The 25,563-nt window shown below is 61.9% G+C and carries 29 protein-coding genes and 1 tRNA gene; 18 read left to right on the top strand and 12 right to left on the bottom strand.

The window, feature by feature from the left end; genetic code table 11:
• Positions 1-282: H-NS histone family protein (locus tag NKH22_RS30895; protein WP_352912337.1), on the top strand; the 282-nt coding region annotated here is incomplete at its 5' end.
• 11 nt (positions 283-293) lie between these two features.
• Here NKH22_RS30895 and NKH22_RS30890 read toward each other — a convergent pair.
• A complete protein-coding gene (locus NKH22_RS30890) occupies positions 294-1,283 on the bottom strand; it encodes a DUF4062 domain-containing protein (protein WP_352463076.1) in 990 nt (329 codons plus the stop codon).
• Between the two features lie 566 nt (positions 1,284-1,849).
• On the opposite strand from NKH22_RS30890, the gene NKH22_RS30885 reads away from it, so the two are divergent.
• Positions 1,850-2,380 carry a DUF4145 domain-containing protein gene (locus NKH22_RS30885; RefSeq protein WP_352912335.1) on the top strand — a complete coding sequence of 177 codons (531 nt, stop codon included), beginning with the start codon at positions 1,850-1,852 and terminating at the stop codon, positions 2,378-2,380.
• A gap of 350 nt (positions 2,381-2,730) precedes the next feature.
• Here the strand turns inward: NKH22_RS30885 and NKH22_RS30880 are convergent, their stop codons facing one another.
• Both NKH22_RS30880 and NKH22_RS30875 read right to left on the bottom strand, forming a co-directional pair.
• Entirely contained in the window at positions 2,731-3,372 is a 642-nt protein-coding gene (locus tag NKH22_RS30880) for a hypothetical protein (RefSeq protein WP_352912333.1), read from the bottom strand.
• 3 nt (positions 3,373-3,375) lie between these two features.
• Positions 3,376-5,088, bottom strand: coding sequence for a hypothetical protein (locus NKH22_RS30875; RefSeq protein ID WP_352463073.1), 1,713 nt, complete (start codon positions 5,086-5,088; stop codon positions 3,376-3,378).
• Between the two features lie 191 nt (positions 5,089-5,279).
• Between NKH22_RS30875 and NKH22_RS30870 the strand changes: the two genes are divergently transcribed.
• Positions 5,280-5,687 (top strand): hypothetical protein, encoded by a 408-nt coding sequence (locus NKH22_RS30870; RefSeq protein ID WP_352463072.1) that lies wholly within the window; start codon positions 5,280-5,282, stop codon positions 5,685-5,687.
• Here the strand turns inward: NKH22_RS30870 and NKH22_RS30865 are convergent.
• Genes NKH22_RS30865 through NKH22_RS30855 form a run of 3 tightly spaced genes read right to left on the bottom strand, consistent with a single transcriptional unit; the run spans position 5,684 to position 6,556 of the window.
• Positions 5,684-6,163 (bottom strand): hypothetical protein, encoded by a 480-nt coding sequence (locus NKH22_RS30865; RefSeq protein WP_352912331.1) that lies wholly within the window; start codon positions 6,161-6,163, stop codon positions 5,684-5,686. The two genes, NKH22_RS30870 and NKH22_RS30865, sit on opposite strands and share 4 nt — an antisense overlap.
• A gap of 14 nt (positions 6,164-6,177) precedes the next feature.
• A complete protein-coding gene (locus NKH22_RS30860) occupies positions 6,178-6,402 on the bottom strand; it encodes a hypothetical protein (protein ID WP_352463070.1) in 225 nt (74 codons plus the stop codon).
• Entirely contained in the window at positions 6,392-6,556 is a 165-nt protein-coding gene (locus NKH22_RS30855; RefSeq protein WP_352463069.1) for a hypothetical protein, read from the bottom strand. The genes NKH22_RS30860 and NKH22_RS30855 overlap by 11 nt, the downstream gene beginning before the upstream one ends.
• A 642-nt stretch (positions 6,557-7,198) precedes the next feature.
• Here NKH22_RS30855 and NKH22_RS30850 point away from each other — a divergent pair.
• Together NKH22_RS30850 and NKH22_RS30845 are read left to right on the top strand one after the other, a co-directional pair.
• A complete protein-coding gene (locus NKH22_RS30850; protein ID WP_352912329.1) occupies positions 7,199-7,768 on the top strand; it encodes a hypothetical protein in 570 nt (189 codons plus the stop codon).
• Positions 7,769-7,843: 75 nt separating this feature from the next.
• On the top strand, positions 7,844-8,065 hold the full coding sequence (locus NKH22_RS30845; protein ID WP_352912327.1) for a hypothetical protein: 222 nt from the start codon (positions 7,844-7,846) through the stop codon (positions 8,063-8,065).
• A gap of 124 nt (positions 8,066-8,189) precedes the next feature.
• Here the strand turns inward: NKH22_RS30845 and NKH22_RS30840 are convergent.
• Positions 8,190-8,279 (bottom strand) — tRNA-Ser (locus tag NKH22_RS30840).
• Positions 8,280-8,637: 358 nt separating this feature from the next.
• Here NKH22_RS30840 and NKH22_RS30835 point away from each other — a divergent pair.
• The 4 genes from NKH22_RS30835 to NKH22_RS30820 all read left to right on the top strand — a co-directional run bounded on the left by NKH22_RS30835 (position 8,638) and on the right by NKH22_RS30820 (position 11,615).
• Positions 8,638-9,384, top strand: coding sequence for a hypothetical protein (locus tag NKH22_RS30835; protein ID WP_352912325.1), 747 nt, complete (start codon positions 8,638-8,640; stop codon positions 9,382-9,384).
• A 115-nt stretch (positions 9,385-9,499) separates the two neighbouring features.
• A complete protein-coding gene (locus tag NKH22_RS30830) occupies positions 9,500-9,823 on the top strand; it encodes a hypothetical protein (protein WP_023733526.1) in 324 nt (107 codons plus the stop codon).
• Positions 9,824-10,075: 252 nt separating this feature from the next.
• Entirely contained in the window at positions 10,076-11,065 is a 990-nt protein-coding gene (locus NKH22_RS30825) for a BMP family lipoprotein (RefSeq protein WP_023683177.1), read from the top strand.
• An 88-nt stretch (positions 11,066-11,153) separates the two neighbouring features.
• Complete coding sequence (locus NKH22_RS30820; protein WP_023704058.1) at positions 11,154-11,615, top strand: GNAT family N-acetyltransferase; 462 nt, start codon at positions 11,154-11,156, stop codon at positions 11,613-11,615.
• On the opposite strand, the gene NKH22_RS30815 is transcribed toward NKH22_RS30820, so the two are convergent.
• Together NKH22_RS30815 and NKH22_RS30810 are read right to left on the bottom strand one after the other, a co-directional pair.
• On the bottom strand, positions 11,610-11,996 hold the full coding sequence (locus NKH22_RS30815; protein ID WP_352912322.1) for a hypothetical protein: 387 nt from the start codon (positions 11,994-11,996) through the stop codon (positions 11,610-11,612). The two genes, NKH22_RS30820 and NKH22_RS30815, sit on opposite strands and share 6 nt — an antisense overlap.
• Before the next feature lie 13 nt (positions 11,997-12,009).
• Positions 12,010-12,216: a SlyX family protein gene (locus NKH22_RS30810; protein ID WP_196813821.1), complete on the bottom strand. Its 207-nt coding sequence runs from the start codon at positions 12,214-12,216 to the stop codon at positions 12,010-12,012.
• 218 nt (positions 12,217-12,434) lie between these two features.
• On the opposite strand from NKH22_RS30810, the gene NKH22_RS30805 reads away from it, so the two are divergent.
• The 6 genes from NKH22_RS30805 (at position 12,435) to deoA (ending at position 18,726) form a co-directional block, all read left to right on the top strand.
• Positions 12,435-13,967, top strand: a complete 1,533-nt coding sequence (locus tag NKH22_RS30805) for an ABC transporter ATP-binding protein (protein ID WP_023698756.1) — start codon at positions 12,435-12,437, stop codon at positions 13,965-13,967.
• A complete protein-coding gene (locus NKH22_RS30800) occupies positions 13,964-15,103 on the top strand; it encodes an ABC transporter permease (protein ID WP_023686470.1) in 1,140 nt (379 codons plus the stop codon). The genes NKH22_RS30805 and NKH22_RS30800 overlap by 4 nt, the downstream gene beginning before the upstream one ends.
• Before the next feature lies 1 nt (position 15,104).
• The gene (locus NKH22_RS30795; protein WP_023683182.1) at positions 15,105-16,076 is read left to right on the top strand and encodes an ABC transporter permease; all 972 of its coding nucleotides are present in this window, start codon (positions 15,105-15,107) and stop codon (positions 16,074-16,076) included.
• A 107-nt stretch (positions 16,077-16,183) separates the two neighbouring features.
• Positions 16,184-16,576, top strand: coding sequence for a cytidine deaminase (cdd, locus tag NKH22_RS30790; protein WP_023683183.1), 393 nt, complete (start codon positions 16,184-16,186; stop codon positions 16,574-16,576).
• Positions 16,577-16,588: 12 nt separating this feature from the next.
• Positions 16,589-17,407: a purine-nucleoside phosphorylase gene (locus NKH22_RS30785; RefSeq protein WP_023691860.1), complete on the top strand. Its 819-nt coding sequence runs from the start codon at positions 16,589-16,591 to the stop codon at positions 17,405-17,407.
• A complete protein-coding gene (gene deoA, locus NKH22_RS30780) occupies positions 17,407-18,726 on the top strand; it encodes a thymidine phosphorylase (RefSeq protein WP_352912320.1) in 1,320 nt (439 codons plus the stop codon). Before NKH22_RS30785 ends, deoA begins: the two co-directional genes overlap by 1 nt.
• A 9-nt stretch (positions 18,727-18,735) precedes the next feature.
• On the opposite strand, the gene NKH22_RS30775 is transcribed toward deoA, so the two are convergent.
• The 3 genes from NKH22_RS30775 to NKH22_RS30765 form a co-directional block, all read right to left on the bottom strand.
• On the bottom strand, positions 18,736-19,299 hold the full coding sequence (locus NKH22_RS30775) for a TIGR02281 family clan AA aspartic protease (protein WP_023695614.1): 564 nt from the start codon (positions 19,297-19,299) through the stop codon (positions 18,736-18,738).
• A gap of 129 nt (positions 19,300-19,428) precedes the next feature.
• A complete protein-coding gene (gene upp, locus NKH22_RS30770) occupies positions 19,429-20,058 on the bottom strand; it encodes a uracil phosphoribosyltransferase (RefSeq protein ID WP_023671129.1) in 630 nt (209 codons plus the stop codon).
• A gap of 121 nt (positions 20,059-20,179) precedes the next feature.
• On the bottom strand, positions 20,180-21,151 hold the full coding sequence (locus NKH22_RS30765) for an adenosine deaminase (protein WP_023683187.1): 972 nt from the start codon (positions 21,149-21,151) through the stop codon (positions 20,180-20,182).
• Between the two features lie 133 nt (positions 21,152-21,284).
• On the opposite strand from NKH22_RS30765, the gene ubiE reads away from it, so the two are divergent.
• The 3 genes from ubiE to coaBC all read left to right on the top strand — a co-directional run bounded on the left by ubiE (position 21,285) and on the right by coaBC (position 25,192).
• On the top strand, positions 21,285-22,061 hold the full coding sequence (gene ubiE / locus NKH22_RS30760) for a bifunctional demethylmenaquinone methyltransferase/2-methoxy-6-polyprenyl-1,4-benzoquinol methylase UbiE (protein WP_023691856.1): 777 nt from the start codon (positions 21,285-21,287) through the stop codon (positions 22,059-22,061).
• A gap of 31 nt (positions 22,062-22,092) precedes the next feature.
• Entirely contained in the window at positions 22,093-23,667 is a 1,575-nt protein-coding gene (ubiB, locus tag NKH22_RS30755) for a 2-polyprenylphenol 6-hydroxylase (RefSeq protein WP_023671132.1), read from the top strand.
• A gap of 67 nt (positions 23,668-23,734) precedes the next feature.
• Positions 23,735-25,192: a bifunctional phosphopantothenoylcysteine decarboxylase/phosphopantothenate--cysteine ligase CoaBC gene (gene coaBC, locus NKH22_RS30750; protein ID WP_352912317.1), complete on the top strand. Its 1,458-nt coding sequence runs from the start codon at positions 23,735-23,737 to the stop codon at positions 25,190-25,192.
• The last annotated feature ends 371 nt before the right edge of the window (positions 25,193-25,563 follow it).

Below are 25,563 nucleotides of genomic sequence, written 5' to 3'. Positions count from 1 at the left end.
GCGCCCGTCCCTTCACCCGCCCAGCAGGGCACAACCCACGCCGGAAACGAACTCAAAACTGGACAGAAACTGGGGGCAAGGTCAGGGTCGCTAATTCAGAATGGACGCGCCGCCAGCGGTGGAATTGAAGGTGGCGTCAGGACGCGCGCCAAGCCCGCGGTGAAATACAAGGACGACAAGGGCGACAAGGGCGACACCTGGACGGGTCGGGGCGCTACACCGAAGTGGCTCGCAGCATACGAAGCTGAAGGCAAAAGCCGCGAGCAATTCCTGATTAAATAGGACAAGGCAGTTCAGGTGGCCGGTAGCACCTCGACAGCCGACGCCTTATTGCGTGACTTCCACTCAGTCGCATACATCAAAAAATTCGTGCCCCGCTCTGTCAATTTGTAGCTGGTGATCGATTTAGCCTCGCCGTTTAAGTAGGATCTCGTGCTCAGCAGCCCGTTCTTTACGTATTCATTCATCACGGTTTCCATCTCGTAGTCTTCGAGCTGGTAATTCTCAAAGTCGCGAAAATGCTCAAGGAGGTCTTCCGTGTCGGGATCTCTTACCCAAACCGAGTCCAGATCTAAAAACAGATCCAGGAGAGACCTAACTTCGTTATCGGTCTCGCCCCAGGAAAGGGCGTTTTCGATGCTGTTCTCCTCCAGGCGACGGATGCGCCAGACATAGTCGCTGGGAATATGCAGCTTGTCGTCCGCTGTTAGCTGATCCACCTGCTCCTGCAGCGAGCGCCGCTCCTCGGAAAGCTTGGCCAACTCATCCAGGACGCTGCCGGAGGGTACCTTATCGGCGCGCACCCAGCCTGTCCGGGGTTTGGTGCGAAAAAGCTCATTAAGGGCCAGCTGAACTTTGGCGCCAAGGTCATCGGCACCCCGCCAGTATTTGACCGTCTTTTTCTGACAAAGCCTGCGGAATTTCTCGACCTTGTCCTTTTTCTCGAATTCCACCTTATCGGATGGCCAGGTCTTGCGGGTATTGGTGTCAAGAAGCAGCCCAGCAACCGGCACTTTCTGTTTCACGGCATACTCATATTCCATTTGAGTGTAGCTCTTGCCGCGAAGCTCTGACCCGTACCTCTCGGCAACCACCACCAGGTAGTAATCACTCTCGTCAATCCGGCGCGTGATGTAGTCCCATTGGCTGTCGTCGCTGGCTTGGAACGCTTCCATCCCAACGGGAATATGACCCATGTTTAAAATCGCCTCGATAACTGACCTGCGTTCCTCCTTGAGGTCTTCAAAGGTCGAGCTAACAAAGATCTGATACTTGATGTCCATCGAAGCCTCCGGCGCCGGACTTTAGTGTACCCGATTCGGCCATTTATATAGTTCTCCGGGGCGGCGCATAAAAATTGCCCGCCACCTGGCTGAACCGAGAGGGCTGGAACGATGTGGTGCCCGGCGACGCACCCACGATGTCCGCGGCCGATATGGCGGCGGCGCAGAACGTAGCGACGAAGCCAAGGCGGCGCATGAAGCGCAGATGGCGGCGCTCGCCCGGAAGGGGAGCGACGAGCTGCTGGGGGTGGGCAAGTGACCCGAACCTACCGCCAGAACAGGTACCTAGGCAGAAAGCTCGCCCGTACCTATAGTCGTGCTGGCAAGAGCGCGGGCGGGTGCTTTGAAACGTTATATCTGGAGGAAATCTACGGCAGTTTACCAAAGTTTCCGTGTCCGCGATGCAGTAGCGGCGGCTTAAAGCTGGTCAAGGATAGCATGCAGAGCCGCGAGACGGGCTACTCGGCTACGGAGGTCAGAGAAGCGGTGGCTTACGCGCACTTGGGACGGAGCGTTTCGTCTGTCTGCTGGCCTGCGATTTCGGGTTCTGTGGCGAAGTCGTTTCCGTGGGAGGCGATATCGTCCGCACGGATGAGGCGGCCTACAACTTGGATCTCGAAGAAGAATTCGATATTGAAGTGGTCGCCTACTGGCCACGTGCCATCTTGCCAGCGCCGCCGGTGTTTCCAATCTCGAAGAACCTGTCCCAGGACGGCGCATTGCACCTCAGGAAGGCTTTCGAATTGCTTTGGGTTGACCCTGCTTCCAGCGCCAATCGCATTCGCATCTTTGTGGAATTTCTGCTCGACCAATTCGGCATCTCTCGAACAGGAACCAACAAGAAGGGGGCGAGCTACGACCTTGCTCTTGCCGACCGGATCATTCTCATGGAGACATCTAAACCTGGCCACAAGTCCGTGTTCACCGCCATGCGGAAAGTCGGCAACTATGGAAGCCATGCCGGCAAGGCGAAGTTCGAAGCCCTCATCGACTGCTTCGAGCTGCTGGAAGCGGTGTTGATCGACCTGGTGGATGGCCGGCGAGAACGGTTGGACAAACTGACCGCAGGGCTGCTGGATGAAAACGCCAAATTCTAGGCCTTGACCGGCAGAACAAAGAAGGAACATATTCCTACCCTGAAACCTTGATTGGCGGCCATGAGACACCGACGCGGCATTGATCTGGTCGCACCCTTCCCTCCCGTTCGCCACCATGAGTATGAGGCGTCAACGGGCGTCTACAGTACGGTGCGCAGTTTGAGGGAGTGGGAGGTGCTGGGCGCCAAATGTGTCAAATGCGGGCATATTGGCTGGTTGGATACGGCGAAGGTGATGCGCGAGTACGGCAACGAGTACCAGCACAACATGAGTGGGAAGATGGTCTGCCGGTGGCGGAAACAAGACCGGCAACAAGGTGCTGGTCGGCGTCCTCGGGCGCAACTGAGACCCTACCAGAAATCCTTGATACCGGCCTTGCGGGATTCTTTCAGCACGTCCACCTGGTCCACAACCTCTCGGAAGTGCATGGTGTTGTACGGCGGACTGGTGAACCGCTCGCAATAAACGATCCGCTCATACGGCTGTTTGTGGATGCCGGCGAAATAGCAATAAATCTGCGGGTAGTTGTAATATTTGTCCCCATCCCAATCTACCTGCTCGATGAACTCGTATGGCACGTATCCGATGCAATCGAGGTATTGGCCACCTTCCTCGCCCTTGGCGCGGTCGAGGAACCGCCATTTGTCGGTCTTCACGTCGTGGAATAGATTCCTTCCCGTCAGTGCGGCCATGAAACCGCGCTCATAGGTATCGACAAGGCCGAACCGGAACCATGGCGAAATCCCCGGAGCTTTGTCATCAATATCGGGATATTCGTCCAGCCTGCGGATATCCCGCATGATGGCATCCAACCGCAGCTTCTCGCGCTGGCTGTTAAAAATGTAGTCCTCGAAAGGCTTTTTCCATCTTTGGCGAAGCTCCAGCTTTTGTTGCGCGGTCAGCTTGCGCTTGTTGCGATTCCAGAACCTCCAGCCAGACTTGAAGCCATCAAGGGCGAGGCGGAATCCGGCAATCGATAAGTATTCAAGCATAGGTCAAGCCAGCGCCGCCGCCGTCCTCTCCTCCCATAGGATGAAGGCCACTGCTCGCGACTGAGCGTTCCAGGCACCGCCATATGCGACCAGGAACTTGCCAATGGTAATAAGCCCCCTGCACTCCATCTGCACGTCGATCTCACCCAGCTCGGCGCCCGACCTCAAATCGATGGCGACCACGCGCCCACTGGTTTCGCTCACCGCTATGAGGTTTTCCTGCAGCACAACCACTGCATTGTATGAGGAATGGACCGGCGACGGGATGAGCCTCACGGGCATGCCGTGAATGTCCACTACCGCCACGACGCCGTCGCCAACAACGACGACCTCAGAATTGTTGAGGCGGCACATGGCGTTGATAGCCTGATTGAAGGGAACGTCCCTCTCCCGGTCCAGGTCACCATCCACCAAAACAACGCCATGGTCGCGGGCAACCACGATGCGTTCGCCCATAGTGACCAGGCCCACCACCCGACCATCACGATTGCGAGGCCCTGCTCCTGGCACTGTGGGGCCTTGGTCCCCGAAAATGTCAGGCCGGCCGCCTGGGAACCACCAACGATCAAGGTCGCCATACGCATTAGCTGCCACCACGGTTTCAGTATTCTTGTGGAATTGGTATGTGGCGGCCACAAACTTCGTTCGAAGTCGCGAATGCTCGGTCCCGCCGCCTTGGAACCGGGGGGTCCAAGCCGACATGCCTTCGTTGGTCGCCAGCGCCAACCTGCCATCCTCAAGCTCGGCAACGTCGTTGACGATGCCGGCACGGTCGGCCACGTCGTTTGTGAGCTGGCCAGTCTGGCTTACCATATAGATGACACCGTTCCGGCTACAGAGCACCCCTCCGCCGTTCTTTAACGTGTAGCCAGCAGTGATCGCCCTAGCGTTGTTGGCATTGCGCAGGCTGAGCCTGACCTCTTTTACATCGCTGGCATCGCCCAGCGCATCCTGGATGAGCGTACCAACCAGTCGGACAAACTTGGTGCCGGATTGGATGACCTTTTCCAGCGACTGGACAATGGCCTCGGCCGATCCGAGCGACTCCTTCAGTGAGGCAGCCATGCCCTTCAGATCCTCAAGAACGCGGTCGGCGGTGGACGAAAGGAACTGAACGGTTCCCTCGAACATCACCTTGGCGTCGATCCTCACATTGACCGCGAAAGCGCTTGCGCTGAGGCGGCGGATTTGAACCCGGAGGTTTCGAAGCACGTCGACTTTCAAGCCGCTCAGGATCGAGATGTTGATTTGGTTGTTGGTGACGTGGACGTTGTTGATGACTTCCGTCGACGCTTTGACGATGGTCTGGCCAATCGGGCCTTCTGGGTTAATCGGAATCTGGCGGGTGTGCTGCTGGGCATCCAGGGCTTTTTGGGCGATCTCCTGAATGGCCGTTTTGGCATGCATATAGGCCTGGGCGTTGACGTAAATCCGGTTCAGCGTGTTCAGCATCTGCTCGACGGAATGCTTGCCGTCAGCGTCCAGATCGTTGATTTGCTCGACCAGGGCGTAGAGACGCCCATGCGCCATCAGGATGCGGGTCATGTCGTCGGCGGTGAAGGCTTCGGGATCAATGCCAAAGGTGTCCCGGAGCCCCTCCAGCTCAACCAGGTCCAGGTGGTCCTCGATGGGGTAATTGCTCTTGGCCACCAGCTGGCGGCCGAGATCTTCGGCGCTGTCTTGCAACCGCCTCAGCAGCTTGTCTTCATCAGCCATCGCAAATCCCCGCCCAAGAAAATCCCGCTGAAAACATAGTCAGCTTTGGCCGCAGTAAAAGGACTCGACGCAGTCGTTCCCAATTTTATTGTTGACGGCTGCTCTGGGCTGTCCCCCAATGAGTACATGTACAACAGTCTGCGCGGATAATCGGTCGGCCGTACGTCCTCGGAATCGACCTCGGCACCAAGATGGGTGTAGCTCGACTATATGCCGACGGCACCTTTGAAACCCACACCGTCAAGCATGAAGCGGATCTGTCCGCCCGGGAGCGGGGCGTTGCCGGCGTCATCAAGCGCCATGCCGAACCGGCCTGCCTGGGCGTCTGCATCGAGGATGCCGTTCTCCGGGCAATTCTCCAGCGTGAAGGACCTCCTGCCGATGTTGGGCGCTACTGTGCTCCAGTGCGAAGAGAGCGGCCTGCCCTACTACATCATCCACTCACCAAGCTGAAGGTCCACGCCACCGGCAAGGGGAACGCGAAAAAGCCCGAGATGCAGGCTGCTGCTCGGGCTAGATGGGAAAAGGACTTGTCGGAAGATGAGGCGGACGCAGCTTGGGCGACAGCTTATGCCATGAACAGCAACTTGTTCGTCTAGGAAGCGCCAGGCTCCCTGGAGCGAAAGCCAGTGACGACCCAAGCTCCTATAAACCAAAGCAGGAGGAGGGCCAGCGGGCCGGTGACACCGGCTAGAACCCCGAACCCAATAGAGCGCCACGGATGCGTGTTATCGAAGACCAGGTTCTCGTTGAAGATTTGCTCGTCCGATTTCCCGGAGTCTTCGGGATGTGCCTTCCGATAGCCTGCTAACGAGTAGCTGCACCAATCGGTCTTGGTCCCGGTTTGCTCGCTTAGGACCTGCCCGAACCTGTCGTCTTTAACGTAGTCAACACCGAGCTGCCCAACGGCCTGTGGACAAGGAAGCCCGATAGAGTAGCCAGCCTTCACATCATTTAAGGTGTTGTGCAGCCTCATTTGTCGCTGGAACTCGCCGTAGGTCAGGACACCCACGAAAATCAGCCAGCAGATGCTGGCTACAGTCCATATGCGGAACATCCCGCGCCTGAAATTCATCCCCACCCCCGCCTTTAGTGGGCAGATCCCGTCTTGATGGGTGCTGCCGGCGGCGCCAAATTAGCATCCAATTGCTTCAGCGCCAGCCGGACAATATCAACCGAATTGGCCATGCTTGTCTTATGGTGCAGTCGCGCCAGGACAGCCTGGATCTCGGGCGAGCGCGCGAATTCAAGCAGGACCCGCTTCTTTGTAGGGTCGTTCCAGAGCTTTCTGGTTTTCCCTGATTTAGTGTCCATTCTCAGTGTCTTTCATTTTTTCGTTTTCGTAGGCCTTTACAAAGGCTGCTCTTCTCCTGTCGGCCTTCTCGCGCAAAGCCTTTGCCGCCAGGTGCATGTCTAACCATGCCTGCTCGGCGGCAATCCATTCGGCTTTGGCTTGTTCAAAATCCACGTTAGAACGGGATCTCGTCGTCGCACGGCGCCGGTGCTGGAAAACGCCCTGGTGACCGTCGCAGTCAGCACCGACGAGGCCGATGATGGGGCGCCTCTGAGGACCGCTTCTGATGGGGCTAATCATCCTCGCCGTCTGCGGTGGCCTGACTTATGCCGACTATGCGACCGGCGGCGCCATCTTCGGCCCCATGGGGCCGAGCAAGTAGTGACGCTGGAGGGGGCGGTCTATAGCCTCGCTGCCCTGCTGGCTTTCATCATCGTGGGTGGCGTGCTGTGGCTGACGAGGACTAGACGCACCGATGACCGGCACCTCTAGTTGAAATTATGCTGTTGGAACGCCGAGTTCTGCTCTTGGGGAGGTGGCACGTTGACCAGACAGGTTGTAAAGCCGTTGTAATGTACTGAGCGGCGATAATGGAGGGCTACAAATGGCAGACGCTGTCCTGACGATCTTTTTCGAAAACGAACGACCCCTGCCTGTTGGGGAAATAGGCAAACTTCTTGAAGACATGGCGGAGACTACCATCGGGCCACCGGAAGCCATCTCGTACTGTCAAATCTTGAAACAGGTTCGACGTGGATAATCCTGAAAGACATACTCAGTGCGGTGGTCGACGGTTCGGGAGCAGTTGCCTCTGCGGTGAGGGCTGCCGACAACCTGTATTCGTTTGCCAAGAAAATAAGGGACGGTCTTAAATCAGCCAAGACACCACCTACCGCTGTCGACGGCTATGCACGGCCATCGCCGGTGTTGAAGACCCTTGAAAGGTTGTCCAAAATCTCGATAGAGCAGGAATCCCCCTTTGGCGCGAAGTACCATCGCAATGAGAAAGGAGCGGAGACTGTCGAATTCACCTACCAGCCCTCAGAATCCGCGGAGATACGCAAAAACCTGAAACTGGAGAGAGAGATTCGCAAGGAAACGATGCAAGCCTCACGCGCAATCATTCATCGCGCACCCGATCTGCTTGAGCCTCCAGCATCTGATGACGCACAGACGGCAAGATCCTTCCGGGTGCCGGCGCTAGGTGCTGATCAGAGTGAAAGCGCAGTCTTGGGTTGGATCAACATTCTGAAGGGCCTTGGCTACGAAGGCATCCTCCCGTCGATAGCGGCGGACTTTGAAGGACAGGGAAACTTTGAGGTGGCCAGGATTATCCGTACGCAAATCCGGACAGATGATCGGGGCACGGAACGTGTAACCGAATAATCCGGTCGAGTGCTGTCGCTGCGGGATTCACATCAGGTAGCCAAGGTGTAGAATCACCTCCTTTTAGGAGGCGCCATGACCCGCGACGAAGCCAAGGCAGCACTCATCCGGCAGGCGGAGAGCCCGCCAAACTCGCCATCCTGCGAGACATTTGACCCGCTATTGGCGGCTCTGGAAGAGGAGGCGGAAAGCGACGAGGACTACGTGTCGAACGCTGCCCACAAGCATGCCATCGGCGCGGGTTTTTGCCGCGTTTTTCATGTCATAGGATTTTGGCTTGGCCACCTCGAATTCTAGGCGCGACCGGAATCCGCTGTCTCATGCCGTCGCATGCTGCCCAAATCGATAGCATCCTGCATGATGGGCTATTTGGCGGGTAAGTTCCGAAACTCACAATAAGTTGTTGATTTCGTTGATGGTTTGGCGGAGAGAGCGGGATTCGAACCCGCGTTACGGTCTCCCGTAAACACACTTTCCAGGCGTGCGCCTTCAACCACTCGGCCACCTCTCCGTCTTGCATTCGCGCCGGCCGGTTTTGCCACGCGGGTTGGGGAGATGCATCCCTTTGGGATTTGCGGGAAGACCCGCTTGATGGACACCGCCAACCAGCGGATGCCCTTCCCGGCGCCCGTCAATCAAACAGGCGCGGGGCTCATCTAGTCGATCCGGCGCCGAATGCCAAGCCATAACGGCAGTCTATTCGCTTTGCCGGCCATGCATCGTTTCGCGGGGCTTTGAACGGCTCCGCTTCTAAGGCGCTTCGGTTCTGAATGGTGTGCACGGGCAAGGCGGCAGGGCCGGCCGCGCTTGACTTCGCCCCTCGCCACCTGTCGAGTGCGGCGGAGGCTTTGCGGGGGCAACGTCCAGACATGACATCGAGCAATGAACAGCCGGCCAGCGGAACGCCGGCCGGAGGCATGCCAGGCGGGCTGACGCCCGCAGGGCCTCCGGACAGCGGGCTGTCCTTCGTGCCCGTGGTCTGGCTCCTCTTCGTCATGGCATGGTCGGTCTACTGGCTGGTCTCGGCGCGGTGGCTGTTCGAGAGTTCCGGCCTGCCGGACAGGGTCTTCTATTTCGTGCTTGGCGGACTGGCCTTCGACATCGTCACCATCGTGTGGGGGCTTTATCTGCTCGGCCTCGCCTTAAGCCGTTCCGCGCGCTTTCCGCGTCATTTCACCATCTGGCAGATCACCACCATCGCCTGGCGGCTGGCCGAGCAGGTCTATGCGCTGACCGTGCCCGATTTCACCGTCTCCGCCAGGGAGCTTGCGATCGCCGCCACCGAAATCGTCATCGGCCTGTTTTGCATTTACCTGCTGCGCCGCGGCGACGAGGCCAAGGCCTTTTATGCAAGGCCGGAAGCGCAGGCACCGTCAGCCTTTAGTTCGATCGTCGCCGCGCTGGCCGGCATCACCCTCGGCGCCGTCGTCGGCGCCGTCGCCGGCTTCGCGCTCGGCGCGGGGATCGCCGAAGCCACCGACATCAGCTGTTTCGAAGGCGGCTGCGGCTACTTCGCGGTGTTCATCGGCCTTGCCGGGCTGGTGGTCGGGGCCATTGGCGGCGGCGTCCTCGGCATCTGGCTCGTCCATCGGCGGAGCCGAAAGGTGGCCATATAGGCGGGCGATAGGCTTCAAATTCGTGTATGGTGATTGCACGCCGGGCGTGCGCATTCTATTCCTCGCCTTGACCGGAAGGTCCTCGGGAGGAACTTGAGGACCGGGGAAGATTTCGATGTTGCGTTTTTTGTTTCGCCTCGCGGCCATGATCGCACTCTCGGTCGCCGTCATCATGGCCGTGCTCGACGCGACGCGCTCGGTGGCGGCTTCCACATTGGTCATGACGCCGCTGAATTCGAGCTGGCTGGCGGTTTCGCCCGACACCCGCGCGGCCTTCGAGACCTTCGTGCGCGCCAAGGTCAATCCGATGATATGGGATGGCGGCATCGCCTGGGTGCTTGCCCAGCCGGGGTTTGCCGTGTTCGCGGTGCTTGCCTTCATCCTCTATGCGGTCGGCTACCGGCGCCGGCGGCGCGGCGGAGAATTCGCGCCGGGCTGATGGGGTGTCCCAGCGGACTTGCGACGAGAACGCGGCAATCGTCCACAGCTGTCACCGCATTGGGCATGTTTTTCCAACGGGGGGCATGCTTTTCCAAAAGGTCAAAATTCCGCGTGAATTTTGTTTCGGGCCGTGCCAGATTGCCTTGAGCGGGAGGGGAGTACACTCCTGGCTGATGCCGCATGCCTGCCGGAGAACCGGGCAGACGGGCGGCGCGTAACGGAAAAAAATAACCGACAGGGTGTGGATCACATGAAACGTATCGTTCTCGGCCTCCTGGCCGCAACCGCAATGGTTCTTCCGGCTTTCGCCGCGGATGTCCAGCCGGCCATCCTCTACGATCTCGGCGGCAAGTTCGACAAATCCTTCAACGAGGCTGCCTATCACGGCGCCGAAAAGTTCAAGACCGAGACCGGCACCGCCTATGTCGAGTTCGAAGTGTCGAACGCCTCGCAACGCGAGCAGGCGCTGCGCCGCTTCGCCGAGGACGGCCGCAACCCGATCGTCATGGCCGGCTTTGCCTGGGAGGATGCGCTGAAGGTGGTCGCGAAGGAATATCCCGATCTCAACTTCGCCATCATCGACGATGCCGTCGATATGCCCAATGTCCGTTCGCTTGTGTTCAAGGAAAACGAAGGCTCCTATCTTGTCGGCATCCTGGCGGCGATGGCCTCGAAGTCCAAGAAGGTCTCCTTCATCGGCGGCATGGACATTCCGCTGATCCGCAAGTTCGAATGCGGCTATGTCGGCGGCGCCAAGGCGGCCGGTGCGACCGATGTCATCCAGAACATGACCGGTGACACGCCCGCGGCGTGGAACGATCCGGCCAAGGGCGGCGAAATTGCCAAGACGCAAATCGACCAGGGCTCCGACGTCGTCTATGCCGCGGCCGGCGGCACCGGCGTCGGCGTGCTGCAGGCGGCGGCGGATGCCGGCAAGCTCGGCATCGGCGTCGATTCCAACCAGAACGGCCTGCAGCCCGGCAAGGTGCTGACCTCGATGCTGAAGCGCGTCGACGTGGCCGTCTACACCGCCTTCATGGACGGCAAGAACGGCACCTTCAAAGGCGGCCTGCAAAATCTCGGCCTCAAGGAGGGCGGCGTCGACTACGCCATGGACGACAACAACAAGGCGCTGGTCACCGACGAAATGAAGGCTGCCGTCGAAAAGGCCAAGGCCGACATCATCGCCGGCACGATCCAGGTGCACGACTACACCGCCGACAACGCCTGCCCGTATTGATCTGTATCCATTAGAGTTGAAACCGCCGGGCGAGAGTCCGGCGGTTTTGTTTTTGGGTTTGACGGGGGCCGCAACTTGAGAGGCGAGAGTGAAGCCGACCATCGGACCGATGACCGAACGCGATGTTGATGCAGTGGCGCGACTGCGCATCGCCGCCTTTTTCGAGGGCAGCGCAAGAACGCTGAATGAGGACGTCGCCGGGCTTCGCGAGTTGCTCAACGGAGATGGCTTCGAGGCGGCGCTTGTGGCGCGGATAAGGGACGTCCCGGTCGGGACCTGCCTGCTGGTTCGCCACGAACTTGAACCCGCGCATGAACTGACGCCTTGGCTGGCGGGATTGGTCGTCGATAGCGACCACCGCGGCAAAGGGATCGGCCGCGCGCTGGTTGCAGCCATCGAAGCGCATGCAACCGCGATCGGTGTGGAGAGGACCTACCTCTATACCTGGGTGGCGCGAGACTTCTATGCCGGGCTCGGTTGGGCAGTGGTCGAGTCGTTTGAGCAGGACGGCTACCCGATGCTGCTGATGTCGCGCGAACTCGGCCTATAGCTGTCCGACGAGATAACCCAGCGCGAATACCATGATCAGCGCGATGGCGATGACGGCGCCGCGTCGGCCACCGAGCGAATGCACGCCGACGCCATAGGGCTTCCGCTCCAGCCTGCTGATCACCGGCTTCGCTTCGCCCTGGCCGACCACACGCATCTGCGGCAGTTCGGCGATGCGTTGCGAGATCAGCCGCCAGCGATCGCTGCCGCCCGATGGCGCACCACGGTCGAGGACATGCATGCGCTCGGCCAGCCGCATCACCGTGTCGCGGAAGGCGGGATCGATCTCCAGGTCGCGCTCGGCACGTTCGCGGTCGCGATCGTTCATCAGGCCAAGCACATAATCGCCCGCCCGCGCAACGCGGTCGCTTTCACCGGCCATAGGCTTCTCCTTGCTACCAGTGCGGCGGTTTGGTTATCGGCACGTCGGGTGCCGATTGTTCCTCCAGAGCCATGAAGCGCCCGGTCAGGGCATCGAGCTTGCGCTGCATGCGTTCGATCGCCGTCCACTGTTCGGCGATCTGGCCCGACAGTTCCTCGATGGTCTTTTCCTGCTCGGCGGCGCGGATTTCCAGCGTCGTCAGCCGGTCGACAGGCATGATCATTCGAAACTCCCCAGGTCCTGGTGCACGCAGTTGCAGCATGATGCGACTGTTGAGCCTTGCATATTAGTGAATGTGAAGGTCTGCGGCCACGTTCGAAATTGACAAGCGCACCGGGATTTGTCGAGAGTGGCCACTGCGCCGCCAATTGGCACGGGTGGGGCATCATGCTAGGCGTTTTGACCAAGCGATAAAAAAATAAGAGTGGGACAGGCTGCATGGCGCAAGCCGCAATCGAACTGATCGGCATCAACAAGAGTTTTGGCGCCGTTCGCGCCAATCGCGACATCAATCTGGAGATCGCACGCGGCACCATCCATGGCATCGTCGGCGAGAACGGCGCCGGCAAGTCGACGCTGATGTCGATCCTCTATGGCTTCTATCAGGCCGACAGCGGCGAGATCCGCGTCGGCGGCAAGCCGGCGTCGATCAAGACCTCCAACGACGCCATCGCGCTCGGCATCGGCATGGTGCATCAGCACTTCATGCTGGTCGACAATTTCACCGTGCTGGAAAACATCATCCTCGGCGCCGAAAGCGATGCGCTGTTGAAAAAGAGCATCGCCAAGGCGCGCTCCGAACTGGAGCGGCTCGAGCGCGAATACGGGCTGGAAGTCGATCCCGATGCCATCATCGAGGAATTGCCGGTCGGCCTGCAGCAGCGTGTGGAAATCCTCAAGGCGCTTTATCGCGGTGCCGAAATCCTGATTCTCGACGAGCCGACGGGCGTGTTGACGCCGGCCGAGGCCGACCATCTGTTCCGCATCCTCAGGCAATTGAAGGACCAGGGGAAAACGGTGGTGCTGATCACCCACAAGCTGCGCGAGATCATGGCCATCACCGACAATGTCTCGGTCATGCGCCAGGGCACGATGGTGGCGACGCGCGAGACCAGCAAGACGACAGTCGGCGAACTGGCCGAACTGATGGTCGGACGGCGCGTGCTGCTGCGGGTCGAAAAGGGCGAGACGGAGGCCGGCGCGGTCAAGCTCGCGGTCAAGAACCTGACGGTGAAAGACCAGCGCGGCGTCACCATGGTCGACGACATCTCCTTCGATATCCACGCCGGCGAGATCGTCGGCATTGCCGGTGTCGCCGGCAACGGCCAGTCCGAACTGCTCGAGGCGATTTCCGGCATCAGGCGCGCGGTTTCCGGCTCGGTGATGCTCGATGGCAAGCCGATCGACCTGACCGGGGCCGCCGATCCCGGCGAGTTGCGCGACCGTGGGCTCGCCCATGTGCCGGAGGACCGCCATCATGTCGGCCTGGTGCTGGCCTTCGAGGAGAACGAGAATTCGATCCTCGGCTACCATGACGACCCGCGCTACCTCAAAGGGCCGTTCCTCAACATCGACGCCATCATGACCGATGCCAAGGACAAGATCGAGAAATACGACATCCGTCCCGGCAATCCGCGTCTGAAGACGGCGAATTTCTCCGGCGGCAACCAGCAGAAGATCGTGCTGGCGCGAGAAATGGAGCAGGATCCCGGTGTTCTGATCGTCGGCCAGCCGACGCGCGGCGTCGATGTCGGCGCCATAGAATTCATCCACAAGCGGCTGATTGCCATGCGCGACCAGGGCAAGGCGGTGCTGGTGGTGTCGGTCGAGCTCGACGAGATCCGTTCGCTGTCGGACCGCATCCTGGTGATGTTTGCCGGGCGCATCGTCGGCGAACGTGGCCCGGAGGCGACCGAAGGCGAGCTTGGCCTGCTGATGGCAGGCGTCGATCGCCAGGAGGCGGCAGAGTGAGCACGCCTTACGCCAAGCTGCCGGCCTGGGCCGATTATGGGCTGATCCCGCTGATCAATCTGTCGGTGGCCTTCATCGTTGCCGGTTTCGTCGTCATGCTGGTCGGCGAAAACCCGTTTCGTGCCGCCGTCATCCTGGTCGAGGGCGCTTTCGGCAAGGGAACCGGCATTGCCTTCACGCTGTTCTATGCCACCACCTTCATCTTCACCGGCCTGTCAGTGGCGGTGGCCGCACATTGCGGCCTGTTCAACATCGGGACCGAGGGCCAGGCCTATATTGCCGGCCTTGGCGTGGGCGTGGTCTGCCTCGCCTTCGACACTGTGCTGCCGTGGTGGCTGACCTTTCCGCTGGCGATCGTCGCCGGAGCCGCCGTCGGTGCGCTGTGGGCGCTGATTCCGGCCTATCTGCAGGCCAAGCGCGGGTCGCACATCGTCATCACCACCATCATGTTCAACTTCATCGCGGCCTCGATCATGGTCTATCTCCTGGTCGGGCCATTGAAGCCGGCGGCGTCGCAGGCACCGCAGACGCGCAACTTCCTCGCCGGGGCCGAGCTGCCGAAGCTCAACTGGATCATCGAACTGTTCGGCGCCAAGATCCGCTCGGCGCCGTTCAACATCTGCTTCCTGCTGGCGCTGCTCATGGCATTCCTGGTCTGGCTGCTGATCTGGCGCACCAAGCTCGGCTACGAGATGCGCACCTATGGCCACAGCCCGAAAGCGGCGCGCTATGCCGGCATTTCGGAGACCCGCATCATCATCATCGCGATGATGATTTCGGGCGCGCTGGCCGGCATGATGACGCTGAACCCGGTGATGGGCGACCAGCACAATGTGGCGATCGATTTCGTCTCCGGCGCCGGCTTCGTCGGCATCGCCGTGGCGCTGATGGGCCGACTGCATCCGGTCGGCATCGTGCTGGCGGCGATCCTGTTCGGCATGCTCTACCAGGGCGGCGCCGAACTTGCCTTTGAAATGCCGGCGATTTCCCGCGACATGATCGTCATCATCCAAGGCCTGGTCATCCTGTTTGCCGGTGCGCTGGAGCACATGTTCCGGCCCTACGTCCAGGCGCTGTTCGCCTCGTTCAGTCCAAGGTCGGTCGGCATCGAAGCGGTCAAAGGGAAGGGCGCCTGAGATGGACGTCTTCATCGCCATCGTGCAGATCCTGGACTCGACCATACGCCTGTCGGTGCCGCTGCTACTCGCTTGCCTCGCCGGCCTCTATTCGGAACGCGCCGGCGTTTTCGACATCGGGCTGGAAGGCAAGATGCTGGTCGGCGCCTTTGCAGGTGCGGCCGCCGCTTCGGTCTTCCATTCGGCCTTCCTCGGTCTCGGCATGGCGATCGTGATGTCGGTCGCCTTTGCCCTGGTGCACGGCTTCGCCTCGATCACCCATCGCGGCAACCAGATCGTCTCCGGTGTGGCCATCAACTTCGTCGCCGCCGGCTCGACCATCATTCTGGGCCAAGCCTGGTTCCAGCAGGGCGGGCGCACGCCGGCGCTGCAGCCGGGCGAGCGTTTCGAGGCCATCACTCTGCCTGGTGCTGCCGCGATCCACGACGTGCCGATCATCGGGCCGATCTATTCCGAGCTGCTCTCTGGCCATTCGATCCTGGTCTATCTCGCTTTCGCCATGGTGCCGTTCACCTGGTGGGTGTTGTTTCGCACCCGCTTCGGCCTGCGCCTACGCGCCGTCGGCGAGAACCCGGCCGCCGTCGACACCGCCGGCATCTCGGTCGCTTGGCTGCGCTACCGGGCCCTGATCTGCACCGGTGTGCTGACCGGCATTGCCGGCGCCTACCTCTCGATGGTGCAGAATGGCGGCTTCGTGAAGGACATGACCGCGGGCAAGGGGTACATCGCACTGGCGGCGCTGATCTTTGCCAAATGGCGACCGGTCAACGCTATGTTCGCCTGTCTTCTGTTCGGCTTCCTCGACGCGGCGGCGATCCGCCTGCAGGGTTCGCCGCTGCCGTTGATCGGCAAGGTGCCGGTGCAGTTCATGCAGGCGCTGCCCTATGTGCTGACCGTGATCCTGCTTGCCGGCTTCATCGGCAAGGCGATCCCGCCGCGCGCCGGCGGCGTGCCTTATGTCAAGGAACGTTGATCCGGGCGCCCAGGAGCACTGAGTCGAGCATGCGGCTGGTGCTCGAAAGGCGCCACGAAAACGCAAAGCGCCGGGTTTTGACCACGATCGTCGGAGAGAACACCTGAATGTCGCATGATCTGTTCGAAGCCGCGCAGGAGGCCATGGCCAAGGCCTACGCGCCCTATTCGAAGTTTCCGGTGGGTGCGGCGTTGCGCACCGAGGACGGCCGTGTCTTCACCGGCGCCAACATCGAGGTCGCGTCCTATCCGGAAGGCTGGTGCGCCGAGACCACGGCGCTCGGCCATTACATCATGGGCGGCGGCGGCAAGATCGTCGAGATCGCCGTCATTGCCTCGCGCATGGCCAAATGCTCGCCCTGTGGCGGCTGTCGGCAAAGGCTGGCGGAGTTCTGCCGGCCGGACACGAAGCTCTATCTTTGCGACAACACCGGCGTGGTCGAGACCGTGACCATGGGCGACATGCTGCCCTACGGGTTTCGTGGCGACATTTTGAAGTGAGAGTTGGCTGATATGAAGGAAGCTCTGGACCACCTCGTTGAAAGGCTGGACGGGTTGGCGCCGACAACGGCGATGGTGCTGGGGTCGGGCCTTGGCGGGCTTGTCGACCAGGTCGAAAATGCCGTGCGCATCTCTTATGCCGACCTGCCGGGTTTCCCCCGCAGCGGGGTGACTGGCCATGCCGGCGAGGTGGTCGCGGGGCTTTTCGCCGGCACGCCGGTGCTGATGCTGTCCGGCCGCGCCCATTATTACGAGCACGGCGTTGCTGCGGCGATGCGGCCGGCGCTGGAGGTGCTTGCCGGCATCGGCATCACCAAGCTGATCCTTACCAATGCCGCCGGCTCGGTCGATCCCGACATGCTGCCTGGATCGGTGATGCTGATCACCGATCACATCAATTTCTCCGGCTCCAACCCGCTGATCGGCGAGCCAAGCGACCGCCGCTTCGTCGGCCTGACCGAAGCCTATGATGCCGGCTTGCGCGCGGCGATCGAACGGGCGGCGAAGGCGACAGGGACGGCGCTGCACAAGGGCGTCTATATGTGGTTTTCCGGTCCGTGTTTCGAAACCCCTGCTGAAATCCGCATGGCCCGCGTCATGGGCGCCAATGCGGTAGGGATGTCGACCGTGCCGGAGGTCATTCTCGCCCGCTTCCTTGGGCTTCGCGTAGCCGCCTGTTCGGTGATCACCAATCTCGCCGCCGGGATGACCGGGGCGGAACTGTCGCACCAGGAGACCAAGGACATGGCGCCGATCGGCGGCGCACGGCTGGCGACGATCCTTGCGCATGTGTTCCAGGATGGGTTGCCGGAGCTGAAGGGCGACGCCTGATGCTTCCCCAGGAAATCATCCGCCGCAAGCGCGATGGCCAGAAACTGTCGGCGCAGGAGATTTCGGCCTTTGTCGCCGGCGTGACTTCGGGCAGCGTCTCGGACGGTCAGGTCGGCGCCTTTGCCATGGCGGTGTTCTTCAACGGCATGAACCGCGACGAGGCGGTGGCGCTGACGCTCGCCATGCGCGATTCCGGCGATGTGCTCGACTGGTCGGACCTGCCGGGTCCGGTCACCGACAAACATTCGACCGGCGGCGTTGGCGACAATGTCTCGCTGATGCTGGCGCCGATCGTCGCCGCTTGCGGCGCCTATGTGCCGATGATATCCGGCAGGGGCCTTGGCCATACCGGCGGCACGGTGGACAAGATGGATGCCATCCCGGGCTATATCAGCCAGCCGGATATCGCGCGCTTCCGCAAGACGGTGCTCGAGACCGGCTGTGCCATCATCGGCCAGACCGCCGATCTCGCGCCCGCCGACCGTCGCCTCTATGCGATCCGCGATGTGACCGGAACGGTGGAATCGGTGCCGCTGATCACTGCCTCTATCCTGTCGAAGAAACTCGCGGCCGGCCTGCGGTCGCTGGTGCTCGACGTCAAGGTCGGCAATGGCGCCTTCATGGAGAAGTCGCGCGACGCGACAGCACTGGCCAACAGCCTGGTCGAGATCGCCAACGGCGCCGGCCTGAAGGCCTCGGCGCTGGTCACCGGTATGAACGAGCCGCTGGCGTCGGCGGCCGGCAACGCGGTCGAGGTGCGCAACGCCGTCGATTTCCTCACCGGAAGGTTCCGCGACAAGCGACTGGAGGATGTGACGCTGGCGCTGGCCGCCGAGATGCTGCAATCGGCAGGGCTGGCGTCGTCCAATCAGGACGGTCTCAGGCGCGCGGCCGAGACGCTGGCCGGCGGCCGCGCGGCAGCCGCCTTCGCGCGTATGGTCGCAGCCCTTGGCGGTCCCGCCGATTTCGTCGAGAAGCCGGAAAAATACCTGCCGAAAGCGGCGGTGGAGTTTGCGGTCAAGGCGACAGGCAACGGTTTTGCCACCGCTATTGCCACCCGCGATATCGGCCTTGCTGTGGTCGGGCTCGGTGGCGGGCGCACGCGGCCGGACGACAGGATCGACCATGCGGTCGGCATCACCAGGCTGCTGCCGCTCGGCGCCGAGGTGCGGGCCGGCGAGCCGCTGGCGCTGGTCCACGCCCGCACGCAAGTGGAGGCCGAAGCGGCCGCAGCCGCCGTGCTTTCGGCCTATACGATCGGGGCGTCGAAACCAGCCGCCGACAAGACAGTCATCCGGCGCGTGCTGCCGCGCGGGTAGCGGAACGCGCTACTGCACCAGTAACAGTGTGCCGTTTTCGACCTGGTATTTTGCCAGCCGCTGCAAAAAGCTCATGCCAATGAGGTTGGTGCGCAGAGCCTTGTCGTCGAGCACTACCGCCTGGACGTTGTCGACGCTGATCTTGCCGATCTGCAGGCGATCGATGTTGACCACGGCGGCCCTGATCGCGCCATTGGCGGTGTTGACCTGCTGGTTGAAGTCCGACGGGTTGAGCGAGATGCCGATGCGGCGCGCCGTCGAGGTGTTGATGGCGACCAAAGTGGCGCCGGTGTCGATCATGCCGTCGACCTGGCGGCCGTTGAGCTTGAAGGCGGAGGTGAAATGGCCGCGCTCGTCAGCCGCCACCAATACTTTGCGCCCAGTGGGCAGCGGTGCGGCCGGCTTGCCGGGAACCGAGGCCATGTTCAGTTCGGGCTGAGGCTGCGCGGACGGCTTGCCGGCGACGGTCGACTTCAACAGGTTGTCGAGAATCTGCGGATTCGACTGATAGACGATCGGGATCGATGCCGACGTTCCGGCGAACACGCCCAGAATGACAAGCTTGCGCAGCATGAATGGACCTTCGTGAAGGCCCATTCTCGTGCGCACATGGTGTTTGCCGCTTTAACGCCAACCCGAAACCGCGGCTTTGCGTAAACGGGCGGTAAACGACTGGATGTCAGCTGGCCTTGCCAGCCGCCGTCATTTGGTTCCGTACATGCGGTCGCCGGCATCGCCGAGGCCGGGCATGATGTAGCCCTTCTCGTTGAGCTGGCGGTCGATGGAAGCGGTAAAGACCGGGACATCCGGATGCGCCTTGGTGAAGCGCTCGATGCCTTCTGGCGCCGCCAGCAGGCAAAGGAAGCGGATGTTGGTGGCGCCGCGCTCCTTCAGCTTGTCGATGGCCGCGATGGCCGAGTTCGCGGTCGCCAGCATCGGATCGACGACGATCACCAGCCGGTCGGCGAGATCGCTCGGCGCCTTGAAGAAATATTCCACCGCCTCCAGCGTTTCGTGATCGCGGTAGAGGCCGACATGCGCGACGCGGGCCGCCGGGACCAAGTCGAGCAGGCCTTCGAGCAGGCCATTGCCGGCGCGCAGCACCGAGGCGAAGACCAGCTTCTTGCCCTCCAGCGTCGGCGCTTCCATGGTTTCCATCGGCGTTTCGATGGTCGTCGTCGTCAGTTCGAGGTTGCGGGTGACCTCGTAGCCGAGCAGCAGCGAGATCTCGCGCAGCAGCCGCCGGAAACCGGCGGTCGACGTCTCCTTCTTGCGCATGATGGTGAGCTTGTGCTGGACAAGCGGGTGGTCGACGACGGTGACGCCCTGCATGGGTTGCTCCAGTGAATGGTGAATAGTGAATAGTGAATAGTGAGCAGGTTTGCGAGTCCCGATGGATCGATCATTGCCGTTGACAGGCCGAACCGCCGGCAAACCAATCACCAGTCACCAGTCACCTCTTCGCATCGAGCCGGGCAAGCAGCGCGCTTTTCGTCTTCCTGTCGACGAAAGCCGCTTCGATCGCCGTCCTGGTGACGGCGGTCAAAGCTTTTTCATTCATGGAGAAATGCTCGGCGGCGATGTCGTATTCGCGCTTCAGCGAGGTCCAGAAATAGGGTGGGTCGTCGGAGTTCAGCGTCACCTTGCAGCCGGCCGCCTGCAGGGCAGGCAAAGGGTGATCGGCGAAACTGTCGTAGACTTTGAGCGCGATGTTGGAGCCGGGGCAGCATTCGAGCACGATGCCCTCATCGGCGATGCGGCGCACCAGGTCGGGATTTTCGATGGCGCGCACGCCATGGCCGATGCGCGAGGGGCGGATGTGGTCGAGTGCGGCCTGCACCGTCTCCCATCCGGTCAACTCGCCGGCATGGATGGTGATGCCAAGGCCCGCTTCACGGGCGATCTCGAAGGCCCTGACATAATCCTCCATCTCGCCCATGCGTTCATCGCCGGCGACGCCGAAGCCGGTGACCAGCGGATTTCCGCAGCGCGCCGCAAAACGCGCCGCCTGCTCGATCGATTCGACGCCGACATGGCGTACGCCGGTGACGATCATGCGGCCCTCTATGCCGGTCTTGGCTTTGGCGCGCAGCATGCCTTCGCCGAGCGCATCGGTGTAGGCCTTGGGCGACAGGCCGGCCCTGACGGCATGGTCGGGCGAGGTGAAGACTTCGGAATAGATGGCGCCGTCGCGGGCAAGGCTGGTCAGATAATGGTCGGCGAGGCGGGCATAATCCTCCTCGGAGCGGAACAGGTCGGCGGAAAAGTCGTAAGCCGCGAGGAAAGAGGTGAAGTCGTGCCAGACGAACGAGCCGTTCTGGATATAAAGCGAGGTGTCCTTGCCGTATTTCTGCGCCTGGCGGACGACGAGTTCGGGCGCCGCTGCCCCCTCGATGTGGCAGTGCAGTTCCGCTTTCAAAGGCATGCAGTTATCCCGTCTCATCAGTCCAGGCCGTAAGCCCACCACCTGGAAGCGCGGCCGAACACCGCGCCTTAAACAATAGCGCCCGCACCATCGATCGGCTATGGTCCCGCCGGTTTTATGACGGATCAAAATAATGTCAGTTGAGAGAACCACGGCCGCGGGCGGCATGGAAACCTCCTATGGTTTCAAGAAGGTAGGGCCAGGCGACAAGCAGCCTCTGGTCAATGAGGTTTTCCACAAGGTGGCGAACCGCTACGACCTGATGAACGACCTGATGTCGGCCGGGCTGCACCGGCTGTGGAAGGATGCCATGGTGACATGGCTCAATCCGCCGAAACGTCCGGGCTGGAAAGTGCTTGACGTGGCGGGCGGCACCGGCGACATCGCCTTCCGCATTGTAGACGCCAGCCATGGCAACACGCATGCCACGGTGCTCGACATCAACGGCTCGATGCTCAGTGTCGGCCGTGACCGTGCGGAGAAAAAGGGCCTGTCCGGCAACACCGATTTCGTCGAGGCCAATGCCGAGGAACTGCCTTTCACCGATAGCACCTTTGACGCCTACACCATCGCATTCGGCATCCGAAACGTGCCGCGCATCGATGTCGCGCTGACGGAAGCCTTTCGCGTGCTGAAGCCCGGCGGACGGTTCCTGTGCCTGGAGTTTTCCGAGGTCGAGATGCCGCTGCTGGACAAGGTCTACGAAGCCTGGTCGTTCAACGCCATTCCGCAGATCGGCAAGATGGTGACGGGCGAGGGCGAACCCTATTCCTACCTGGTCGAATCGATCCGCAAATTTCCCAATCAGCAGAACTTTGCTGCCATGATCACCCGCGCGGGCTTCGAGCGCGTGTCGTTCCGCAACTATTCCGGCGGCATTGCCGCCCTGCATTCGGGCTGGAAGCTTTGAGGCACCACAGTTTGCAGCAGCAGGGTAGGCGATGAGCAGCGTCGGCGCCGCCTTTCGGCTCGCACGGGCCGGCTGGGTGCTGGTTCGCGAAGGCGTGATCGCAGCATTGCCGGGCGACGAACTCGGCGGCCTGCCGAAATTCGGCTGGCGCATGGCCCGGCTCTTCACCCGCCGCCGCGCACTCGCTTATGAGCGCAGCGACCGGCTGGCCAAGGCGGTGGTCCGGCTCGGACCCTCCTACGTCAAGCTCGGCCAGTTCCTGGCGACGCGGCCCGATGTCGTCGGCAACGACATGGCGCTCGACCTCGCCATGCTGCAGGACAAGATGCACACTTTTTCGCAGGCGGAAGCGGTGGCGGCGATCGAGGGCTCGCTCGGGCGCAAGATCGGCGAACTCTATACGCAGTTCGGCGGGCCGGTCGCGGCGGCCTCCATCGCCCAGGTCCATCCCGCGCAGGCCATGCATGACGGTGTCGATACCAAGGTGGCGGTGAAGGTGATCCGGCCTGGCGTGCGCCGCCGCTTCTTTCAGGATCTCGAAAGCTATTTCCTCGCCGCCCGGCTGCAGGAGAAATACATCCCGTCGTCGCGCCGGCTGCGGCCCGTCGAGGTGACCGAGACGCTGGCGCAGACCACCAAGATCGAGATGGATCTGAGGCTCGAGGCGGCAGCGCTTTCGGAACTTGGTGAAAACACCAAGGATGACCCGGGCTTTCGCGTGCCGTCGGTCGACTGGGAGCGCACCGGGCGCGATGTGCTGACCATGGAATGGGTCGACGGCGTCAAGATGAACGACATCGCCGGCCTCGCTGCGGCGGGCCACGATCTGAAGGCGATCGCCACCAACCTGATCCAGTCGTTCCTGCGTCACACGCTGCGCGACGGCTTCTTCCATGCCGACATGCATCCAGGCAATCTGTTCGTCGAGGCCAATGGCAATATTGTCGCCGTCGATCTCGGCATTGCCGGACGGCTCGGCAAGAAGGAGCGCCGGTTCCTCGCCGAAATCCTCTACGGCTTCATCACGCGCGACTATCTGCGCGTCGCCGAGGTGCATTTCGAGGCCGGCTACGTGCCGCGCCAGCACAATGTCGCGGCTTTCGCGCAGGCCATTCGCGCCATCGGCGAGCCGATCCATGGCCAGCCGGCTGAAACCATCTCGATGGCGAAGCTTCTCACGCTGCTGTTCGAGGTCACCGAACTGTTCGATATGGCCACGCGGTCGGAACTGATCCTGTTGCAGAAGACCATGGTGGTGGTCGAAGGCGTCGCACGCACGCTCGACCCGGCCTTCAACATGTGGAAGACGGCCGAGCCGGTGGTCGGCCAGTGGATCGCCGGCAATCTCGGGCCGAGCGGCCTGCTGATGGACGCGCGCGACGGCGCCAAGGCGCTGCTGGCGCTGGCCCGCCAGGCGCCCGATCTTGCCGCCCGCACCGAGCGGCTGTCGCGCGAGATCGATTTTATGGCGGAGCACGGCCTCCGCTTCGACGAGGCGACATCGCGCGCCATCGGCAAGGCCGAAGCCCGTTACACCCGCTCGGGCCGGCTGGCGCTGTGGGTGATCGCGCTGACGCTGGTTTACATCGCGTGGAAGCTGCTCTGATCGCTTGCAACGCTAGCAACGGTGGTGCTAGCGTTGCAGTCGCGCTATTGATGTCGCGGAGCAAGTCATGGGCACCATTACTGTCCGCAATCTAGCTGACGACGTGAAGCAGAAATTGCGTGAGCGCGCTGCGGCGCGCGGGGTGTCGATGGCGCGTGATGCGCTTGCCAAGAGCGTGCTGTCGGCGGAAGCCGGCATGCCCGCGAGCGAAACCCTCTATGCAACAATCCGCCGCCTGGTTGAGCCTCATGGAGGTTTTGACATCGATCTGCCCCAGCGAGGTCAATCCACAAAAACGCACAAAACCCTCGACGGCAAGCGCATCCTGCTGATCATCGGCGGCGGCATCGCCGCCTACAAGGCGCTCGACCTGATCCGCCGGCTGCGCGAGCGCGGTGCTGGCGTGCGCGTGGTGATGACATCGGCCGCGCAGGAATTCGTCACCACGCTTTCGGTCGGCGCGCTTTCGGCCGACCATGTCTTCACCGAACTGTTCGACCGCAATGACGAGCACGATGTCGGCCATATCCGCCTGTCGCGCGAGGCCGACCTCTTGGTGGTGGCGCCGGCCACCGCCGACCTGATGGCCAAGCTCGCCAACGGCCATGCCAACGATCTGGCCTCGACGGTGCTGCTCGCCACCGACAAGAAGGTGCTGATGGCGCCGGCGATGAACCCGAAAATGTGGTCGCATGCCGCGACGAGCCGCAACCGGGCGACGCTCGCCAAGGATGGCATCGCCTTCGTCGGCCCGGCCAAGGGCGAGATGGCGGAAAGCAACGAGGCGGGCGAGGGCCGCATGGCCGAGCCGCTGGAGATCGTGGCAGTGATCGAGGCACTGCTCGACAGCAGGCCGAAGCCGCTGGCCGGCCGCAGGATCATCGTCACCTCGGGGCCGACGCATGAGCCGATCGACCCGGTGCGCTACATCGCCAACCGCTCTTCGGGCAAGCAGGGCCATGCGATTGCGGCAGCGCTGGCAAGACTGGGCGCGGATGTACGCCTGATCTCCGGTCCGGTCAGCATTGCCGATCCGGCCGGCGTTGTGACGACACATGTCGAGACCGCGGCCGAGATGAAGGCGGCCGTCGAACAGTTGTTGCCGGCGGACGCCGCGGTCTTCGTAGCTGCCGTCGCCGACTGGCGCACCGCTGGCACGGCCGGCGAGAAGATCAAGAAGGTGGCGGGCCAGGGCCCACCGGCGCTGCAAATGGTCGAAAACCCCGACATTCTCGCCAGTGTCGGTCATCACGGGCAACGGCCGGGGCTGGTTGTCGGCTTCGCCGCCGAGACGCAGGACCTGATTGCGAATGCCGAGGCCAAGCTGAAGAAGAAGGGCGCCGATTTCATTGTCGCCAACGATGTCTCGCATGAAAGCGGCGTCGGCCCCACCGGCGTCATGGGCGGCGACCGCAATAAGGTGCGCATCGTCTCGAAGGACGGTGTCGAGGAATGGCCTGAGATGGGCAAGGGCGAGGTGGCGGCGCGGCTCGCCGCGCTCATCGCCGAGCGTTTGCAAGCCTGAGCGGCCGCCGGTTCCGCAATCGGGCAGGCCATGGTCTTGCAAGCAGCCTTGTGGCCGAGGGCATTTGACGCCGACAGCGCCGGCGGAATGCTGTCGCCAAATTCTCGATCGGCCGTGCCCTCAGCCTGGCGCCAGTTGCGGCCGGCGTGCCGCCAAAGCCATCTTCAACGCCGCCAGGCAACCGACAATGCCGAGTGGCACGAAGGCCAGGTACAGCCAGCCGGCGACGTGCGCTGCTGCCTCGCGGTTCAGTCCGTCCGAAAAGCCGCTGGCATTGGCGATGATGCCGTACGCATCCGGTGAAGACCGCAGACGTGCGCATCCGGCAGCCAGGAGAACCTGAGCACCGGAGTGCTGGGGTCAAGCTTTCT

Origin of the sequence: Mesorhizobium sp. M1252 (assembly GCF_040318265.1) — a bacterium.
GTDB lineage: Bacteria > Pseudomonadota > Alphaproteobacteria > Rhizobiales > Rhizobiaceae > Mesorhizobium.
Note: the sequence above shows the minus strand (reverse complement) of the source record. Positions and strands in the feature narration are given on the sequence as shown.